The organism is Vibrio sp. Vb2131 (assembly GCF_033338535.1).
Classification (GTDB): domain Bacteria; phylum Pseudomonadota; class Gammaproteobacteria; order Enterobacterales; family Vibrionaceae; genus Vibrio; species Vibrio alginolyticus.
The window spans coordinates 194,650-211,544 of the sequence record NZ_JAWOSW010000004.1 but is presented as its reverse complement, the minus strand read 5'-3'; the positions used below and the strand labels follow the sequence as shown (position 1 = coordinate 211,544).

Sequence of the window (16,895 nt, the reverse complement as noted above, 5' to 3'; positions counted from 1 at the left end):
TTTAAGCAAATCGGGATTGATTTGATATCTACTAAGGTACCCACTGAGTTTAACTCAGTTTAAAGCGGCCCATTACATCTTTAAGAGAAATGGATAGCTGGCTTAGTTCGCGGCACGCCTGTGCGGTTTGCTCCGAACCTTGCGAGACCTCTTGAGATGCCAAATGTATGTTTTCAATGCTGCGGTTAAGCTCTTCTGCAACAGAGTCTTGCTGGTTACAAGCCGTGGCGATTTGGGTACCCATGTCTGAGATGTCCGAAATCGAATGCTCAATGTCGCTCATCAGCTGTTTTGATTGAATGCCTTGTTCTGCACATTCTGAAATACTGGTTCTAGAAAGTTCAGTGGCTGATTTTGCGTCTTTTGCAAGTGATTGTAGCTGCTCAATGATCGAAGTGATTTCACTCGTTGAATCTTGCGTACGGCCGGCAAGAGTTCGAACTTCGTCTGCAACGACGGCAAAGCCACGACCAGACTCACCAGCACGCGCCGCTTCAATGGCTGCATTAAGTGCAAGTAGGTTGGTTTGATCGGCGATGTCGCGGATAACATCCACGATCACGTTAATTTTATTCGATTGCTGTTCAAGCTCAGCTACGGTATCGCCTGCAGCGCCAATTACGTTTGAAACTTCTTGAATCGCGTCAACCATACCTTGGGTTTCACGAACACCGTGTTGTGTGCGGCGGTTTGCTTCGTTAGCTTGGTTCGCTGAGTCTTCAGTGTTACGAGCAACATCGGCTACGGCCGCTTTCATTTCTGTCATTGCTGTTGCGATGTGCGTAATTTGCAGCTGTTGATCTTTCATACCAGACGCAGAAATATCGGAGATTTGGTTCATCTCTTCGACAGCGCTGCTTAACTGAGTAACTGCAGCAATCACGTTATCGATAACTTGGCGTAAGTCATCTTGCATCTTAGTGGTCGCGTCTGCCAGTTCACCAAGCTCATCATTGCCGATTGCTTTACGGTCAATGTCACTTGATAGATCACCTGTTGCGATGGCATTTGCTTGCTCAACAACAAGTTTAAGTGGGCCACAAATTAGGCGAGTCAGCACGTATGTCATGCCTACCATGATCAGTAGAATAATCACGTTACTTGCAATTGAAGAATTACTCAATCCATTTACAGAGGACAGGATGTGAGTTTTGTTGCTGTCCATAGCTTCTTTAAGGAGACGGATTAGTTCGCCTAACTCTGAGTCAACCGCTTCGAAAGCAGACAAAGAGTTCGCCAAAATAGGGTGGGCCTTGCTTTTGTCGTTAGCTAGCATCGCTTCATTGTACTGGTCCATAGTAACCAAGTACTTTTTCCATTGACGCATAAGACGCTGGTAAGTTTGCTGCTCTTCGCCAGGCCAGATAGTTTCACCGTAAGCGTTGAGCTCTCTAGTGATCTTTTCGCGTTCTCTAATATTGTTAGAAATTTTAGTTTTGACTTGGTCTGCGTCTTCATAAGTGTACGCAGCAAATTGAGCTCGGCGCCAGCGAGACAAATGATCTCGAATCGAATCGACCCTTTCCATTGCAGGAAGCGTATCATCGGTATAGTTTAAAAGCTCAGATTTGATGCTTTTGAGCTCTGTAGATAAAAACACGCCAAATGCAATGTTGACGATGGCAATGAGTAAAAACGATAGCGATATCTTTTTCGCTATAGAAAGATTCTTGATAGACATTAGTGATATACCTTGTTTTTCTTATGTTGTGTCGCCAAAGTAAACCACATCCTTATATGTGATATATGTCCATTAAATTACTGCAACTCGTGTAACGTACCATTATTTATTGATATTTTCGATAATGAATTGAGCTTTGTTTGAAAATAAAAAAAGTCAATGATTTTATAAAGGTACGACCACATTCGATATAAAGTTATCAGTAACAAAATATGATGTTCTGTACGCAATCGTGCCAAGAGTAGGGAATTAAATTGTTACAGATGTTACAGCGGTGAAAAGATCAGCGTTCATAACGTGATAGTCGCGTGTTTACCTCGAAGCAGTTACGGACACTAGTATGCGTATGACTTCAGGGCTAATGAAAGGGAACGGGTGCTTATTGGTCTAATTGAATGCCAAATGTACTAGTCAGATCGCTTTTTAAGCACTTAAATAAAAAAGATAAAATTTATTGTTGACCAGATAAATTAATCCGTTAAAGTACGCCTCGTTCTCACGGCAAAGGTCGATGAGACAGATGGTGTCTAACCCATCGCATGATTGCGTTGCCCTGGTGGTGGAATTGGTAGACACAAGGGATTTAAAATCCCTCGGCGTTCGCGCTGTGCCGGTTCAAGTCCGGCCCGGGGCACCATCAAAATCTTTGGTGACAGAGATACAAAATCAGAAAGGCGCCTTGGCAGAGTGGCTATGCAGCGGATTGCAAATCCGTGGACCTCGGTTCGACTCCGGGAGGCGCCTCCACTATTTCTAAAGCCAGTCTTAAATGACTGGCTTTTTTCGTTTTTAGTCCGCCTTTTCGTAACCCTTCGCGCTTTCCTAAAGTCTCCCATGTTTTGATCACCATTCAATATTTTTAATGCGCTAATCATTGATTTTATAAATGTTAGACAACTCAATAATTGTATAGTGTGATTGGTGATAGTTTCTCTTCGATTGTAATCCGAACTTTTTGCATTACAGGCAGCAACCTAGCTAGCGTCATAGTTAGTATCGCTTGGTGCGTATATGCAGAAAGGAGGATTCTAGTCCTTAACGTGAGAGAAAAATAATGAAAACATTCAACCTTAAACCTACACTTTTACCCTTAACTTTGCTGCTCAGTTCGCCTGTAATGGCGGCACAAAATGGCACCATGATGCAGTATTTCCATTGGTATGTGCCAAATGACGGTGCACTCTGGACACAAGTTGAAAACAACGCGTCGGCACTATCTGATAACGGCTTTACTGCGTTATGGTTACCACCCGCCTATAAAGGTGCTGGTGGTAGCAACGACGTCGGTTATGGCGTTTATGATATGTACGATTTGGGAGAGTTTGATCAAAAAGGTTCGGTGCGCACCAAGTATGGCACCAAAGATCAGTACCTAAGCGCCATCAATGCTGCCCATAAAAACAATATCCAGATTTATGGCGATGTGGTGTTCAACCATCGCGGTGGTGCGGATGGAAAGTCTTGGGTTGATACCAAGCGAGTAGATTGGAACAACCGAAATATTGAACTTGGTGATAAATGGATTGAAGCGTGGGTAGAGTTTGATTTCCCTGGGCGCAACGACAAGTACTCAAACTTTCATTGGACGTGGTACCACTTTGATGGCGTGGACTGGGACGATGCTGGCGAAGAAAAAGCTATCTTCAAATTCAAAGGTGAGGGTAAGGCATGGGATTGGGAAGTTAGCTCGGAAAAAGGCAACTACGATTACCTTATGTACGCTGATCTAGACATGGATCACCCTGAAGTGAAGCAAGAGCTGAAAGACTGGGGCGAGTGGTATATCAACATGACGGGTGTGGATGGGTTTAGAATGGACGCGGTGAAGCACATCAAATATCAATACCTGCAAGAATGGATTGATCACCTACGTTGGACAACAGGGAAAGAACTATTCACGGTCGGAGAGTACTGGAACTACGATGTGAATCAGCTGCATAACTTTATCACCAAAACTTCTGGCAGCATGTCTCTATTCGATGCACCGTTACACATGAACTTCTACAATGCTTCTAAATCGGGTGGTAGCTACGATATGCGTCAAATCATGGATGGTACGCTGATGAAGGACAATTCAGTCAAAGCGGTAACCTTAGTAGAAAACCATGACACTCAACCTTTGCAGGCTTTGGAGTCGACGGTTGATTGGTGGTTTAAGCCGCTCGCTTACGCGTTTATCTTATTGCGTGAAGAAGGTTATCCATCCGTGTTTTATGCAGATTACTACGGCGCGCAGTACAGTGATAAAGGACATGACATCAATATGGTCAAAGTGCCTTACATTGAAGAGCTAGTAACACTGCGTAAAGATTATGCGTATGGCAAACAACATTCTTATCTCGACCACTGGGATGTAATTGGTTGGACTCGAGAAGGTGATGCAAAGCATCCACATTCAATGGCCGTGATCATGAGTGATGGACCTGGCGGCTCGAAGTGGATGTATACGGGTAAACCAAGTGCTCGCTACGTAGACAAGTTGGGTATCCGAACTGAAGAAGTTTGGACTGATGCGAATGGTTGGGCTGAGTTCCCAGTAAACGGCGGATCTGTCTCGGTTTGGGTTGGCGTTGAATAATCCATTCCTGTGATTTTGATACAGAGTAGGCAATTCTTGATAAAACTCTTCAATGAATCAATGTGTTATTTGATATTCATTCGACAAATGAGTAACTTATAGTTGAGCATAATCTAGAGGAAGATAAAGAATGGAATCTATTGCTGATGTATTGGTTGTGGCTATTGTGTTCGGTGCCATATTTGGGGGCGGGATAATAAAGTTAATCTTGAACCATCGTAAAGAAGTAAGAGCGTTGGAGATATCTGAACGTAATACGATGAGCCGAGAAGAACAAGATAACCTTAACAAGCAAATTGGTGACTTGAAGCGACGTGTTGAAGTGTTAGAGCGAATTGTCACAGATAACAAATATCAACTTGAAAAAGAAATCGCCTCTCTGTAGATCACCACTTAATCGTAAAGCCGGCGAAGTCCGGCTTTTTGGTGTCTGTACGTCATACCTTTCGGATGTTTAACTCAGCGTTCATCAAAAAAGTCTTTGTCGCGAATGTATTTACTCATAAAGTGATAAGAGAACGGTCGCATTAACCAACTAAATAAGGAGCGCCCAAGCCGTATGAGCGTTGGGGTGTTCTCGTATATTCTCCCGTTATATAACCATAGCATTTTGCCTACATGCCAATACAAAAAAGGTACGGGCGGCATAAAGGTCACGATGTCGATGTCGCAACAAATCCTGTATGTTTTGTGCCCCAAACGGTAGCGTTTCTTAAACGTCCAATCTCCGACAGCGGGCTGTCCGAAAGTGACCACGCGTTTAATGCTTTTGGGGTATTTTTTCTCAATATAGTCAGCAAAAACACTGCCAATCGCGCCACCTGAAGAGTGGCCAGTAATAGTGATTCTTTTTCCCCTGAGAATAAGTGGTACAACGATACCTTCGAGGCGTTCGATCACGGTCAACCCTAACCGATCTTCATTCCGGCTCGGTAAACTTTCTTGGAACAACAGATGATAGAAACCCGCGTGAATGCGATAGTTTAGTCCCAACCTTCGACAACTTCTCGTCCACATCGCGAAGTTCAACAACCAATCACTGATACTGTGTGAGCCTTTAATCACTACGACCACTTCACTCTGTTTTTTACTCCAGAGCACGCGAATCATAATCTTACCGTGTTCATTTCTAATGACTCGTTGCCCATTAGGATCGAATCCATATTGAGTTTGTCTGAAGACGCGAGGGTAGGCGAGATTACAAAGCACCGCATAGCGCTCGTATTGGTATCGTTTTAATGGTTTCACGTTATCTTTCTTAGTGGAGCCCAACGATTGACTGTAATTAATGAATATTAAGAATACGTGAACCTTGATTTAGGGTCGGTAGAGATTTTGTGTATTGGAATCGCGAATGAAAGACTCAAACTGGCTTAAATGCGTCAAGATGGTTTGGCGAGAGAGTTCATGATGTTCGCTAAGTACGTTAATTAGCTTTTTCAAAGCCTTACGATCTTGTTTATTGAGATTTGCTGTTTCTTTGAGTTGTGCGAAAAATTCAATTTGACTTGAAGTGTCGTTAAAGTCACCGAGCTTGTCTTGCAATAGTTTTAGTTGTTTCACGTTGTTTTTGTGCTGTTGGGAAGGATAGAGCGTGGAAAATCCTTCTAACAAATAACGAAGCGCTTTGCACTTTATCCGCATCGAATGAATCACGCTGTCACGACTTTTGTCCGAGATTTTGCGTCGTGCTTTATCAACTTTTTTAAATTGAACGGAGATTTTTTGGCTTGCGAAAAGTAACGCAGGTACGTTGCTATCCACTGGTTCGTGTTGCGTACTTCGCAACATACTATTCCTGATCAAAGTGCAGTGCGTTGTGTATTCTTGTGTAGCTAGCCAACGCGTAACTTTTGCTTGTTCGTAAGCACGTTCAGATTCTATAAAGCAAAAAAGTTGCTCAAGAGACGATTTGTGATTTGGGAGCATTTCAATGTATTGGTTTTTGTCCAAGATAAATACGTCCAAATCACGCAGCTTGTTTGTTTTCTTCATCATTATTCTTAAATGAGGTTTCAAAATACGCTGTTCAAAAGGAGGGATCAGTTCGCGAAGTAGTGAGCATAGTGAGCGTATGCGCCTCAGTGTGACGCGATATTGGTGTGTATATTCAGGATCCAAGTCGTCGATGACTCCCTGCTCCAGAGAGCGTGCATAATCAAATTCAGTAAGGAAGAAGTGGGGTACTACGAAGTCGAGTTCGGAGTCGGCATGTAAGGGTAAGTGAAATGATGGTTTTCGAAACATGATGAGCGCTATTTTGTTCTCTGAAATACACGTTAAGTTTATACCCATACTGTTAACTTGCGCGATTTGTTGGCTCTTCATTGATATAAAATGAGAAGGTCAAAAGGCACGAAAGCAAAGCGTATTGATGATCAAATAAGCAAAATGATCGCCCTTTGTTCGTTAGAGTCGTCTTTTTAACCATTTGAATAAAAAAGACTAATTTTTTGTTGACCAGATAAATTAATCCGTTAAAGTACGCCTCGTTCTCACGGCAAAGGTCGCGAGATAGATGGTGTCTAACCCATCGCATGATTGCGTTGCCCTGGTGGTGGAATTGGTAGACACAAGGGATTTAAAATCCCTCGGCGTTCGCGCTGTGCCGGTTCAAGTCCGGCCCGGGGCACCATCAAAATCTTTGGTGACAGAGATACAAAATCAGAAAGGCGCCTTGGCAGAGTGGCTATGCAGCGGATTGCAAATCCGTGGACCTCGGTTCGACTCCGGGAGGCGCCTCCATTCTTTTACTTGTCCATGAGTTCCGATAGTAACCTGTAGGATCTCAACTTCTCAGATTGTTCAAACACCATCGTGTTTACCATAATTTCATCTGCCCCAGTGCGTTCCAAAAGTTTCTCAATTTCCTGTCTTACATATGTTTGATCACCATGGATAGATTCACGTAATTGAGTTTCAACGTGAAGCTTTTCCTGTGTTGACCATAGTGGTGCCATACTTTTCACTGGTGCGCGAAGTTTTTCGCGATTGCCGCGAATCATTTTTAAGAATTTTTGCTTCTCTGTTGTCGCGAGAAAATCTGCATGTGACTGAGTATCCGCTACGATAACGTTGGCACAAATCATCACATAGGGTTGAGCTAAATGCTCGGATGGGACAAACTCATCTCGATAAAAGTTTAGAGCACGAGACATTGCATCTGGAGCAAAGTGTGCAGCAAATGCGAAAGGTAAGCCTCTCTTAGCTGCTAAACGTGCGCTGTATGTACTCGACCCCAGAAGCCAAATCGGCAGAGATGTGTTGTTACCTGGATAAGCCGCGACTGGTTGATTTCGAGATACGGGACCAAGAAAGAAATTAAGTTCCTCCAACAGCTCTTCAAAGTCAGGATCCATATGCTCTGGTTCCCGCCTTAATGCATGCATTGTTTGGTAGTCGGTGCCTGGTGCGCGTCCTAACCCGAGGTCAATGCGACCAGGGTATAATGCCTCTAACGTTCCGAATTGCTCTGCAATTACTAGTGGTGCATGGTTAGGTAACATGATTCCACCTGAACCTAAACGGATCGAGTTCGTGTGCGCTCCAATATGACTGAGTAATACACTGGTTGCGGCACTGGCGATATCGGGCATGTTATGGTGTTCAGCCATCCAAAACCGATGATAGCCCCAGGACTCGATTGATTGAGCTAATTCAACGGAGCGTTCGAACGTTTCGGTGAAGTTTGTTCCGTCGGACACGGGTGCCAAATCCAGAACAGATAAACGAGGAAAAGACATAGGATAGTTATAGCCTGTTAATGAATCTTAACTATCATATGGTGGTGAAAGTTGACGTTTAAAAGGGGAGGATTAACCATTCACAATGGATTATTTTTCTTCAATGCCTGGAGAGCGTTTAGCTTTTGCTATGTGATAAAAGCGGCTTTATTACTGTAAGTGGCCACAGTGGTCGATGTCGTTGAATATTCGCATGTAGAACGTTTCCACAGCTACTTTAGATTAAAACATAGGCCTCTTTAACAGCGAACTGCTGTTGTCGACAATAGTGAACGAGCTAGCTTTAGAACGTTTTGACTGATACATAGACTTGTCTGCCGCTGTTAATAATTCATGTACATTCGACCCATGCTCAGGATAGAGTGCAATACCAATGCTAGCTCCGACGCATAACTCTTTACCTTTAAAATGAATTACTTTTTCTATTTCTTGGATATAACGTAGTGCACATGCAGACAGAGACGTACCTGTTGTGTGTGAACGATGAATAATAATAAATTCATCTCCACCAAAGCGGCCTACCATGTCTGATTCGTCGATAATACTTGATAATCTACTAGCTACAGATTTTAACACTGCATCACCTGCCTCATGGCCATGGCTATCGTTAATATCCTTAAATAAATTTAAATCTATAAAAAACAAACTAAAACTATTCTCACTGCCTCTGAAATTACGCGTAAGCTGGATCAAATGTTTTTCTATTGCTCGACGATTGTAGATATTAGTTAAGGAGTCGTGCTCAGACAAAAATACCAAACTTTCTTTTTGACGATTTAGAACTGAAGTTTGATTCTCTACTTCTTCTTTAAGTTTTGATTTTGATATTGTTGTGTGGTTTAACAATGCCGCCATTTTATTGAAGTAACAAGACAGATTTTCAAATTCCGTGAATTGATTTTCTGAAGGGATTTTATAGTCAAAATTTGACCTGCTTAATTGTTTTATTCCATTTATAAACCTTTGAAAGCTTCTCTTGAACTTTATTTTTATATAAAAACACAATAGCATAACAACCAGAGAGATAAAAATAATACCTGCTTGAGTGTAATAATTTAAATTTTGTAGTTTTGTAGACTTATTATTAAGTATTTTTTTATAAATATATATTATTTCATTATTCATATCCTGGGATACAATATTTATTCTGGATTGTATGGCAGGATTTGATTTATTATCATTTACGACTGAATCATTATGGCGATCTTTTTCTAGTAAATGATTATTTTCATATTGAACTAAAAAATACAGTTCGAGATTCATTTTTTTTAGGTCTTTAGTAAGGTATAAAACATCTTCATTTTGAGATAATAATTCGTTTAATTTGTTATGAGAAATCATGAATTGTGTGAAATTGTTTTTTCCCCTATTTTGAGTGTAAGCCCAAAGATAACTACTTAATGACTCTAATGATATTTGTATGTCCATTATTTGGTTTAATTGTTTCTTGGCTTTATAATCTTCTATTTTTATGAAGCTTATGTATACTATAACGCTGATACATAGTATTACGCTTAGACTGAATAGTGATGCTAAATAGTGGTTTAACGAACGATGCATTTTAATCTAGACCATCAAAATATGAATTGATATAGTTTTCTTTAAATATTTTTCTGTAATTTGGAATCTGTCCTTCTACATAGTTTTGTTTTAATGCCCAATTAGCTTCTGATTGTAATGTAAATAATAAAGAATTCGTTAAATTTAATCGAAAGTTATAATCATCCCAGCTCCAAGATATTTCTTCAACTGTTGTGTTAAGTTTTTGTGATAGTATTTTCATTGTTAAATGAGGGTTTTTATCCATCCAGTTAATTGAGTGATGAAGTGACTTTATTATTTTCATTACTTCTTGATCTGATTTTTCAATGTGTATTTCTTTTGATACAAGCAAAAAGTAAAGTTTATACACGCCAATAATTCCTATGTTCTTTACTTCTTCATTTATTCTATTCTTGGCCATAAATCCGTATGGCTCCCAAGTAGATATTGCATCGACGTTTCCTTGTATTAAATGATTTATAATAACCTGCGTTGTTGATGATATTTTTTCTACTTTTTCTAAATCAATGTCATTTACCTGTAGCAACAAGTCTAAGTAATATTCGCTAGCGCTCTTTTTTATTACACCAACCTTTTTTCCTGGTAATTTATCTATACTTTCTATACCAGACCGATTTTTAGTTAGCAGCTTAATATCATTCGTAGAAGATGCAAAAGAAGTGATTAATGCTAAATCTTTGTATTCAAAGCTTTTAAACATCAGTACGCTTTCAGAAAAAGTGGCGTAATTAACATGGTTTTCTAGAAGTAGGTTTGAACATTCGACCCCTCCAAAGCACATGATAAGTTCGACGTTTAAATCGTTTTCTTCAAACGCACCTATGTGCTCTGCAATGATAAAAGGGGCTGACAGAGGCGTCTTAGATATACCGATTGTTGTAGGTTTGTGGATAGCATTTGATACCGTTGTTAACTTTAAATAAGCAACTACTAATGCAGAAAGAACTAAAATTATGATAACTGTAGAAATCTGTTTTGTATCCATCAAAAACAACTCCCTTCATAATAGTAGTAATTAATCTATCAGTTAAATGAGTGTAGTTGCTTATTGGGTTGATGCTAGGAGAGGAGGGGATTTATTTGTATCGTGCCAAATTTATGAGTACCTAGGGGTAATTTCGGTAACTGGCTTAGATATAAAGAATTTATCTTTAGTTAGTTCAAGTTGTAGCAAATGACTGATTTCATAACATGATGATTTATGGAGAGATATCAACTTTTTAAGTTGAAAAATTGTACTCCATTTTTGCCATTTTTCTTTATCTCATACATTGCGTGATCGGCTTTTTGATACACTTCATTAAACGGTTGCTTTCCTTTGTTAAAGAGACAAACACCGATACTCATTCCTATCGTTACTTTATGTAAGTCTTGATTTATCGCTGGAATGATTGAATCTAAGAGTTGATTGCAAAGTTGGGATATCTCCTCTCGACTTGAATGCCAGTTTAAGATAACAAATTCATCGCCTCCTATGCGTCCAACTTGAGACTTGCTTGACGCAAGCTCTGTTAAGCTATTGGCGATATTGATGAGGAGGGTGTCGCCAGTATGATGACCTAGCTGGTCGTTAACTGCTTTAAAATTATCTATATCAACAAACACTAAGGAAGACTGCTGAGACGGCTTGGTTTGAGGTTGATGATTAAAGTTTTCCTCAATTGCTTTTCTATTTAACAGTCCGGTCAATGGATCACTCGAAGCTAACTTAGCCAGTTGCTGCTCATATCGCTTTTCTTTTGTAATATCGATATGAGTGCCCATCATGCGCAGTGGTTCGCCATCAGAACCATACTCGACGATGCGCCCTCGATCGTAGACCCAACTATCACTGCCGTCTTTATGAATCATGCGATGCACTACCTCATAAAGGTCGGTCTTGCCTGCTAGGTGATCTTCAAATGCACCCACCGCAAGATCGTAATCTTCAGGGTGGAGATTGTTTTTCCATGTTTCAACCGTGGCGGTTAACTCATGGGGCTGATAACCTAGCATTTTGCCCCACTGCATATTGAATATCGTCAAAGTACCCGAAGGAATATGCTGCTCCCACAAACACAGTCCATTACTGTCGAGTGCAGCATTCAACTTTTCTTGTAGTCGCGCATTCTTCCGCTTCAGCTCTTCATTTTCTTTTTCTAAGCAGGCAATTCGAGTTAGATATTCTTCCATTTTGCGCATAATTTACGTCGATTTCGGAGCGACAATATACGAAAAATACTTTGCAATTTCTATGATTGAGCTTGGAGATATAAGTATTGAATATGCGGTAAATAATAAAAAATCGGTGATGTTACTTAAGAGCAGCAAAGTAAATACTTGGAAAAAGAAGGAAATAGGGGGCAAGCGAGGGGCTCTCCTGGTGCAAAGTCTTAAATGGAGGCCTTTGCACCGGGACTACTGAGGGTTAGCGGTTTAGTGCACCACAACGCTCAGGCTGGTATGTGATATCGACAATTTCAATTGTCTTCACTTGATTATTTGGCATTGGCCATTCAAGTTTTTGACCAACAGACAAACCGATCAGTGCGCTGCCTACGGGCGCAAAAATAGAGATATCATCACTGCTTTTCAGTTCAGAAGGGTAAACCAATGTCTTTGTCATGGTTCTATCTTCACCTGCAAATTTAAACTCTACAGTTGAGTTCATCGTGACCACGTTATCTGGCATTTGTTCTGGCTCAAGAACTGTTGCTCGGTCGAGCTCTGCTTCTAATTCCACAAGCTCCGCTGCGATGTTTGGCATTTTATCCAACAAGGCCGTGATTCGGTTCATATCTAAGCTTGAGATGTAGATAGAATTGTTTTCTGACATTTTATGACTCCCAAATAAAAGGCCGCCTCACAAAAATGGGACGGCACTCTATATGTCAATTACGGTATCAACCATATGGACGCTATTCCATATGAACTAAACCTGATTTTAGTCTTTATAATGCGACTTAGCTAGTAAAAAATTTTTATTGTGAAGCTTGATTTTTCTAAACCTTTCAATCACTTCAGATATTGTTCTCTGATCACCTTGAAACGGTGAAGTCAAGTGAGTGCGTCGTTTAGAAGCAAAACAGGATTTATCGTAGGTGTGCTCGGTTTCGATGGTCAGCCTTACTTCATAAAGCAAAACGGTATAGTCCGTTGCTAGTATGGCTTCGGTTATCTCAGTTTGTTAAAACTACCAATATCCGTTAATAAATTACTTTTTATTTCGCAATAGTCAGATAAATACGTTCATCTACCCCTTTAGGGTAGTTTGAAATTGTAATTGATTTACATCATGTATTAATTTTCTTTCACAATTAACAATGAGCTCAGTGATAAGAACCTAACCCTTAGGAATTATAATGAGCAAGTTGAAGCTAGTAGTCATCGGTAACGGTATGGTAGGGCACCGTTATATTGAAGACTTAGTCGAGAAAGCTGATATGTCTAATATGGACATTACGGTTTTCTGTGAAGAACCTCGTGTCGCATACGACCGTGTGCACCTTTCCTCTTACTTTTCTCACCATACTGCAGATGAACTTTCTTTAGTGAAAGAAGGCTTCTACGAGAAACACGGTATTAACATGCTGATCGGCGAACGCGCGATTAACATCAACCGTGAAAACCGTATTGTTTACTCAAGCACTGGCCGTGAAGTTCAATACGACAAGCTGATTCTTGCTACTGGCTCATTCCCATTTGTTCCACCTATCAAAGGTCACGAAAGCAAAGACTGTTTTGTTTACCGTACTATCGAAGATCTTAAAGCGATCGAAGCGTGTGCGAAGAAGAGCAAATCAGGCGTTGTTGTTGGTGGTGGTCTGCTAGGCCTTGAAGCAGCAGGCGCACTGAAAGCACTGGGTGTAGAAACGCACGTTGTTGAGTTCGCGCCAAAGCTAATGGCTGAGCAACTTGACCTGGCTGGTGGTAACCAACTTCGTCAAAAGATCGAGCGTATGGGCGTGAACGTTCACACCAGCAAAAACACGCTTGAGATTGCGGCAGAAGGCACAAACGCACGCAACGTTATGCGTTTTGCTGACGGTTCAGAGCTAGAAACAGACTTCATCGTATTCTCTGCAGGTATTCGCCCACAAGACAAACTAGCACGCCAAATGGAGCTAGAAGTGGCACCTCGTGGCGGTGTTGCTATCAACGACCATTGTCAGACTTCTGATGAGAACATCTACGCTATCGGTGAGTGTGCGTCTTGGAACGAAATGTTCTACGGCCTTGTTGCTCCTGGCTACAAGATGGCGACCGTTGCTGTTGACCACCTACTAGGTAACACAGAAAGCAAATTCGAAGGCGCTGACATGTCTGCGAAGCTGAAACTTCTTGGCGTGAAAGTAGGCTCTATCGGTGACGCGAACGGTCGTACTGAAGGGTGTAAGAGTTACGTTTACCAGAACGAAGAGCAAGAAGTTTACAAACGTCTTGTCGTTTCTGAAGACAACAAGAAACTGCTTGGCGCGGTTATGGTTGGCGATACGTCTGACTACGGCGACCTGCTTCAACTTATGTTGAACGAAATCGACCTACCAGAACACCCGGATGCGTTGATCCTTCCTGCACACGCAGGCGCTGAGAAACCAGCACTAGGTGCAGACGCTCTACCAGAAAGCGCAGTGATCTGTTCTTGTTTCGACGTGACAAAAGGCAAGGTCGCACAAGCGGTCGCTAATGGTCACCACACGTTGGGCGACATCAAAGCAGTGACGGGCGCGGGTACAGGCTGTGGTGGTTGTATTCCTCTAGTGACCTCTGTTCTAAATGCTGAGCTTGCTAAATCTGGTATCGAAGTGAAGAACGACGTGTGTGAGCACTTTGCATACTCACGCCAAGAGCTGTTCCACCTAATCCGCATTGAAGAGATCAAAACGTTTGATGAGCTTCTAGAGAAATACGGCAAAGGTTACGGCTGTGAAGTTTGTAAACCACTGGCTGGTTCTATCTTGGCTTCTTGCTGGGGTGAGCACATTCTTAAGCCACAACTGGTTAAGCTGCACGACACGAACGATAACTTCCTAGGTAACATCCAAAAAGACGGTACTTACTCTGTTATCCCACGTATGGCGGGTGGCGAAGTAACACCTCAAGCACTGAGTGCACTAGCGAACGTTGCAGCAGAATACAACCTATACACCAAAGTAACCGGTGCTCAACGTATTGGTCTGTTTGGTGCTCAAAAAGACGATCTTCCAGAGATCTGGCGCAAGCTTATCGACGCTGGTTTCGAAACAGGTCAAGCGTACGCAAAAGCACTTCGTATGGCGAAGACATGTGTGGGCTCAACTTGGTGTCGTTACGGCGTTCAAGACTCTGTTGGTCTGGGTTCTTACATCGAGAACCGTTACAAAGGCATTCGTACACCTCATAAGATGAAGTTCGGTGTTTCTGGTTGTACTCGTGAGTGTGCGGAAGCACAAGGTAAAGACCTTGGCATCATCGCGACTGACGCAGGTTGGAACATGTACGTATGTGGTAACGGCGGCATGAAACCTCGTCACGCAGACCTACTTGCAAGTGACCTAGATAAAGAAACACTAATCAAGTACATCGACCGCTTCATGATGTTCTACATCCGTACTGCTGCGCCACTACAACGCACATCAGTTTGGATGGAAAACATGGAAGGTGGCGTTGACTACCTACGCGAAGTGATTGTTAACGACAAGCTTGGTATCAACGCTCAACTAGAGGCAGACGTAGCGAAGCTTGTAGACGAGTACGAGTGTGAGTGGACTGCGACCATCAACGACGAATCACAACTGACTCGTTTCGCGCACTTCATCAACTCTGACAAGCGCGATGAAAACGTCGTGTTTGTACAAGAGCGTGAACAGCACCGCCCAGCAACCTTCACGGAAAAACACCCTGAAGCGAAAGGCGACATCCTACACGTAGCGATCACTGAAGCATAAGGGAAGGTTGATTATGTCATTTGAAAAGATTTGCCAAATCAGCGACATCGTACCGGGCACGGGTGTTTGTGCACTGGTTGATGGTCAGCAAGTTGCGGTATTCCGCCCAACACAAGCAGAAGAAGTGCTGGCGATCAGCAACACAGACCCGTTCTTCCAATCAAACGTGCTTTCTCGCGGTTTGATCTGTGAGCACCAAGGCGAGCTTTGGGTGGCTAGCCCACTTAAGAAGCAACGCTTTAACCTGACAACAGGTGCGTGCATGGAAGACGAGCGTTTTAGCGTGAAAGCGTACAAAACCCGCGTAACAAACGGCGAAGTAGAAATCTCTGCGTAAGCTTGGTTTTCATTCCCTCCTCTTAGGGGAGGGAATGAACTGAAACCTAGATTTAATAGACAAAGGCTTTCCAAGCATCAACTCAGGGGAACAGGGAAGCGAGGTGTTGTAGACAGCGTTCAGGTGTCAACGGGAAGCCTTTCTCTATTAAATCTTTAACTTTTTAACTTTCAATTTTGGATAAGGACACATTCATGTCTACTGATTTTAAGCCTGCAGAATTCGTGCAAACCATGATCAATGTTGGTGAAGCGAAAACCAATACAAGCACGCGAGATCTTCTGCTTCGCGGTACGATGGCTGGCGTTATTCTTTCGCTTGCGGTGGTGGTTGCTATTACCGCGATTGTACAAACGGGTATCGGCCTTGTAGGTGCACTTGTTTTCCCCGTTGGTTTCGTAATTCTAAGTGTGATGGGTTATGACCTAGTAACCGGTGTTTTTGGTCTAGCGCCTCTGGCTAAGTTTGCGAACCGTCCGGGCATCACTTGGGGTCGTATCTTCCGTTGTTGGGGTCTTGTAGGCTTGGGTAACCTTATCGGTTCTCTGATCGTTGCTTACCTAGTGGCTATCTCTCTAACAGGTAACTTCTCTCTAGAACTGAACGCAGTAGCGAAGAAATTTGTCGCTGTTTCTACCGCGCGTAGCCTTGGTTTTGAAAACATGGGTATGGACGGATGGATCACGTGTTTCGTACGCGGCATCTTCTGTAACCTAATGGTGTGTCTTGGCGTTATCGGCAACATGACAGCACGTTCAGTGTCTGGTCGTGTAGCAATGATGTGGTTCCCAATCTTCATCTTCTTTGCGCTAGTATTTGAACACACCGTAGTAAACATGTTCCTATTCCCACTAGGTATGATTCTAGGTGCGGATTTTGGTATCGCGACTTGGTTGAACTTCAACCTTATTCCAACCATTCTAGGTAATATTGTCGGTGGTCTCGTAATGACTTGTATTCCACTGTACCTAACTCACGCAAAAACAGCGCCTTCTATCAACGTAGTTGAAGAAGAAGTAAAAACAGAGCCTGCAATCGCAAAATAAACCGCTTTTATCTGGCCCTACCTATGGTAGGTAGGGCTGTT

At 42.2% G+C, this 16,895-nt stretch carries 13 protein-coding genes and 4 tRNA genes; 9 read left to right on the top strand and 8 right to left on the bottom strand.

Annotated features, from left to right (window positions below; genetic code table 11):
- Positions 1–49 precede the first annotated feature (49 nt).
- On the bottom strand, positions 50–1,681 hold the full coding sequence (locus R7E38_RS06810) for a methyl-accepting chemotaxis protein (RefSeq protein WP_258483480.1): 1,632 nt from the start codon (positions 1,679–1,681) through the stop codon (positions 50–52).
- Between the two features lie 550 nt (positions 1,682–2,231).
- On the opposite strand from R7E38_RS06810, the gene R7E38_RS06805 reads away from it, so the two are divergent.
- The 4 genes from R7E38_RS06805 (at position 2,232) to R7E38_RS06790 (ending at position 4,644) form a co-directional block, all read left to right on the top strand.
- Positions 2,232–2,318: transfer RNA gene (locus tag R7E38_RS06805), tRNA-Leu, on the top strand.
- 36 nt (positions 2,319–2,354) lie between these two features.
- Positions 2,355–2,428: transfer RNA gene (locus tag R7E38_RS06800), tRNA-Cys, on the top strand.
- Between the two features lie 307 nt (positions 2,429–2,735).
- Entirely contained in the window at positions 2,736–4,259 is a 1,524-nt protein-coding gene (gene amyS, locus R7E38_RS06795; RefSeq protein ID WP_047101041.1) for an alpha-amylase, read from the top strand.
- A 130-nt stretch (positions 4,260–4,389) separates the two neighbouring features.
- Positions 4,390–4,644, top strand: a complete 255-nt coding sequence (locus R7E38_RS06790; protein WP_005375990.1) for a hypothetical protein — start codon at positions 4,390–4,392, stop codon at positions 4,642–4,644.
- Positions 4,645–4,718: 74 nt separating this feature from the next.
- Here the strand turns inward: R7E38_RS06790 and R7E38_RS06785 are convergent, their stop codons facing one another.
- Together R7E38_RS06785 and R7E38_RS06780 are read right to left on the bottom strand one after the other, a co-directional pair.
- Entirely contained in the window at positions 4,719–5,507 is a 789-nt protein-coding gene (locus R7E38_RS06785) for a lipase family protein (protein ID WP_005375991.1), read from the bottom strand.
- A gap of 69 nt (positions 5,508–5,576) precedes the next feature.
- Positions 5,577–6,506, bottom strand: a complete 930-nt coding sequence (locus tag R7E38_RS06780) for a CHAD domain-containing protein (protein WP_025767733.1) — start codon at positions 6,504–6,506, stop codon at positions 5,577–5,579.
- Between the two features lie 301 nt (positions 6,507–6,807).
- On the opposite strand from R7E38_RS06780, the gene R7E38_RS06775 reads away from it, so the two are divergent.
- Together R7E38_RS06775 and R7E38_RS06770 are read left to right on the top strand one after the other, a co-directional pair.
- A tRNA-Leu gene (locus R7E38_RS06775) sits at positions 6,808–6,894 on the top strand.
- Between the two features lie 36 nt (positions 6,895–6,930).
- Positions 6,931–7,004 (top strand) — tRNA-Cys (locus tag R7E38_RS06770).
- Between the two features lie 5 nt (positions 7,005–7,009).
- Here R7E38_RS06770 and R7E38_RS06765 read toward each other — a convergent pair.
- The 5 genes from R7E38_RS06765 to rnk form a co-directional block, all read right to left on the bottom strand.
- Positions 7,010–8,002: an LLM class flavin-dependent oxidoreductase gene (locus R7E38_RS06765; protein ID WP_226083035.1), complete on the bottom strand. Its 993-nt coding sequence runs from the start codon at positions 8,000–8,002 to the stop codon at positions 7,010–7,012.
- A gap of 222 nt (positions 8,003–8,224) precedes the next feature.
- Complete coding sequence (locus tag R7E38_RS06760) at positions 8,225–9,430, bottom strand: GGDEF domain-containing protein (RefSeq protein WP_246540853.1); 1,206 nt, start codon at positions 9,428–9,430, stop codon at positions 8,225–8,227.
- A 133-nt stretch (positions 9,431–9,563) separates the two neighbouring features.
- Entirely contained in the window at positions 9,564–10,550 is a 987-nt protein-coding gene (locus R7E38_RS06755; RefSeq protein ID WP_213885559.1) for an ABC transporter substrate-binding protein, read from the bottom strand.
- 227 nt (positions 10,551–10,777) lie between these two features.
- A complete protein-coding gene (locus R7E38_RS06750; RefSeq protein ID WP_226083116.1) occupies positions 10,778–11,737 on the bottom strand; it encodes a GGDEF domain-containing protein in 960 nt (319 codons plus the stop codon).
- Positions 11,738–11,972: 235 nt separating this feature from the next.
- The gene (rnk, locus tag R7E38_RS06745) at positions 11,973–12,380 is read right to left on the bottom strand and encodes a nucleoside diphosphate kinase regulator (protein ID WP_005394604.1); all 408 of its coding nucleotides are present in this window, start codon (positions 12,378–12,380) and stop codon (positions 11,973–11,975) included.
- Between the two features lie 526 nt (positions 12,381–12,906).
- On the opposite strand from rnk, the gene nirB reads away from it, so the two are divergent.
- The 3 genes from nirB (at position 12,907) to R7E38_RS06730 (ending at position 16,854) form a co-directional block, all read left to right on the top strand.
- Entirely contained in the window at positions 12,907–15,471 is a 2,565-nt protein-coding gene (nirB, locus tag R7E38_RS06740; protein ID WP_054575959.1) for a nitrite reductase large subunit NirB, read from the top strand.
- A gap of 13 nt (positions 15,472–15,484) precedes the next feature.
- The gene (gene nirD / locus R7E38_RS06735; RefSeq protein ID WP_005387969.1) at positions 15,485–15,808 is read left to right on the top strand and encodes a nitrite reductase small subunit NirD; all 324 of its coding nucleotides are present in this window, start codon (positions 15,485–15,487) and stop codon (positions 15,806–15,808) included.
- Between the two features lie 194 nt (positions 15,809–16,002).
- The gene (locus R7E38_RS06730; RefSeq protein ID WP_033907034.1) at positions 16,003–16,854 is read left to right on the top strand and encodes a formate/nitrite transporter family protein; all 852 of its coding nucleotides are present in this window, start codon (positions 16,003–16,005) and stop codon (positions 16,852–16,854) included.
- Positions 16,855–16,895: the final 41 nt, after the last annotated feature.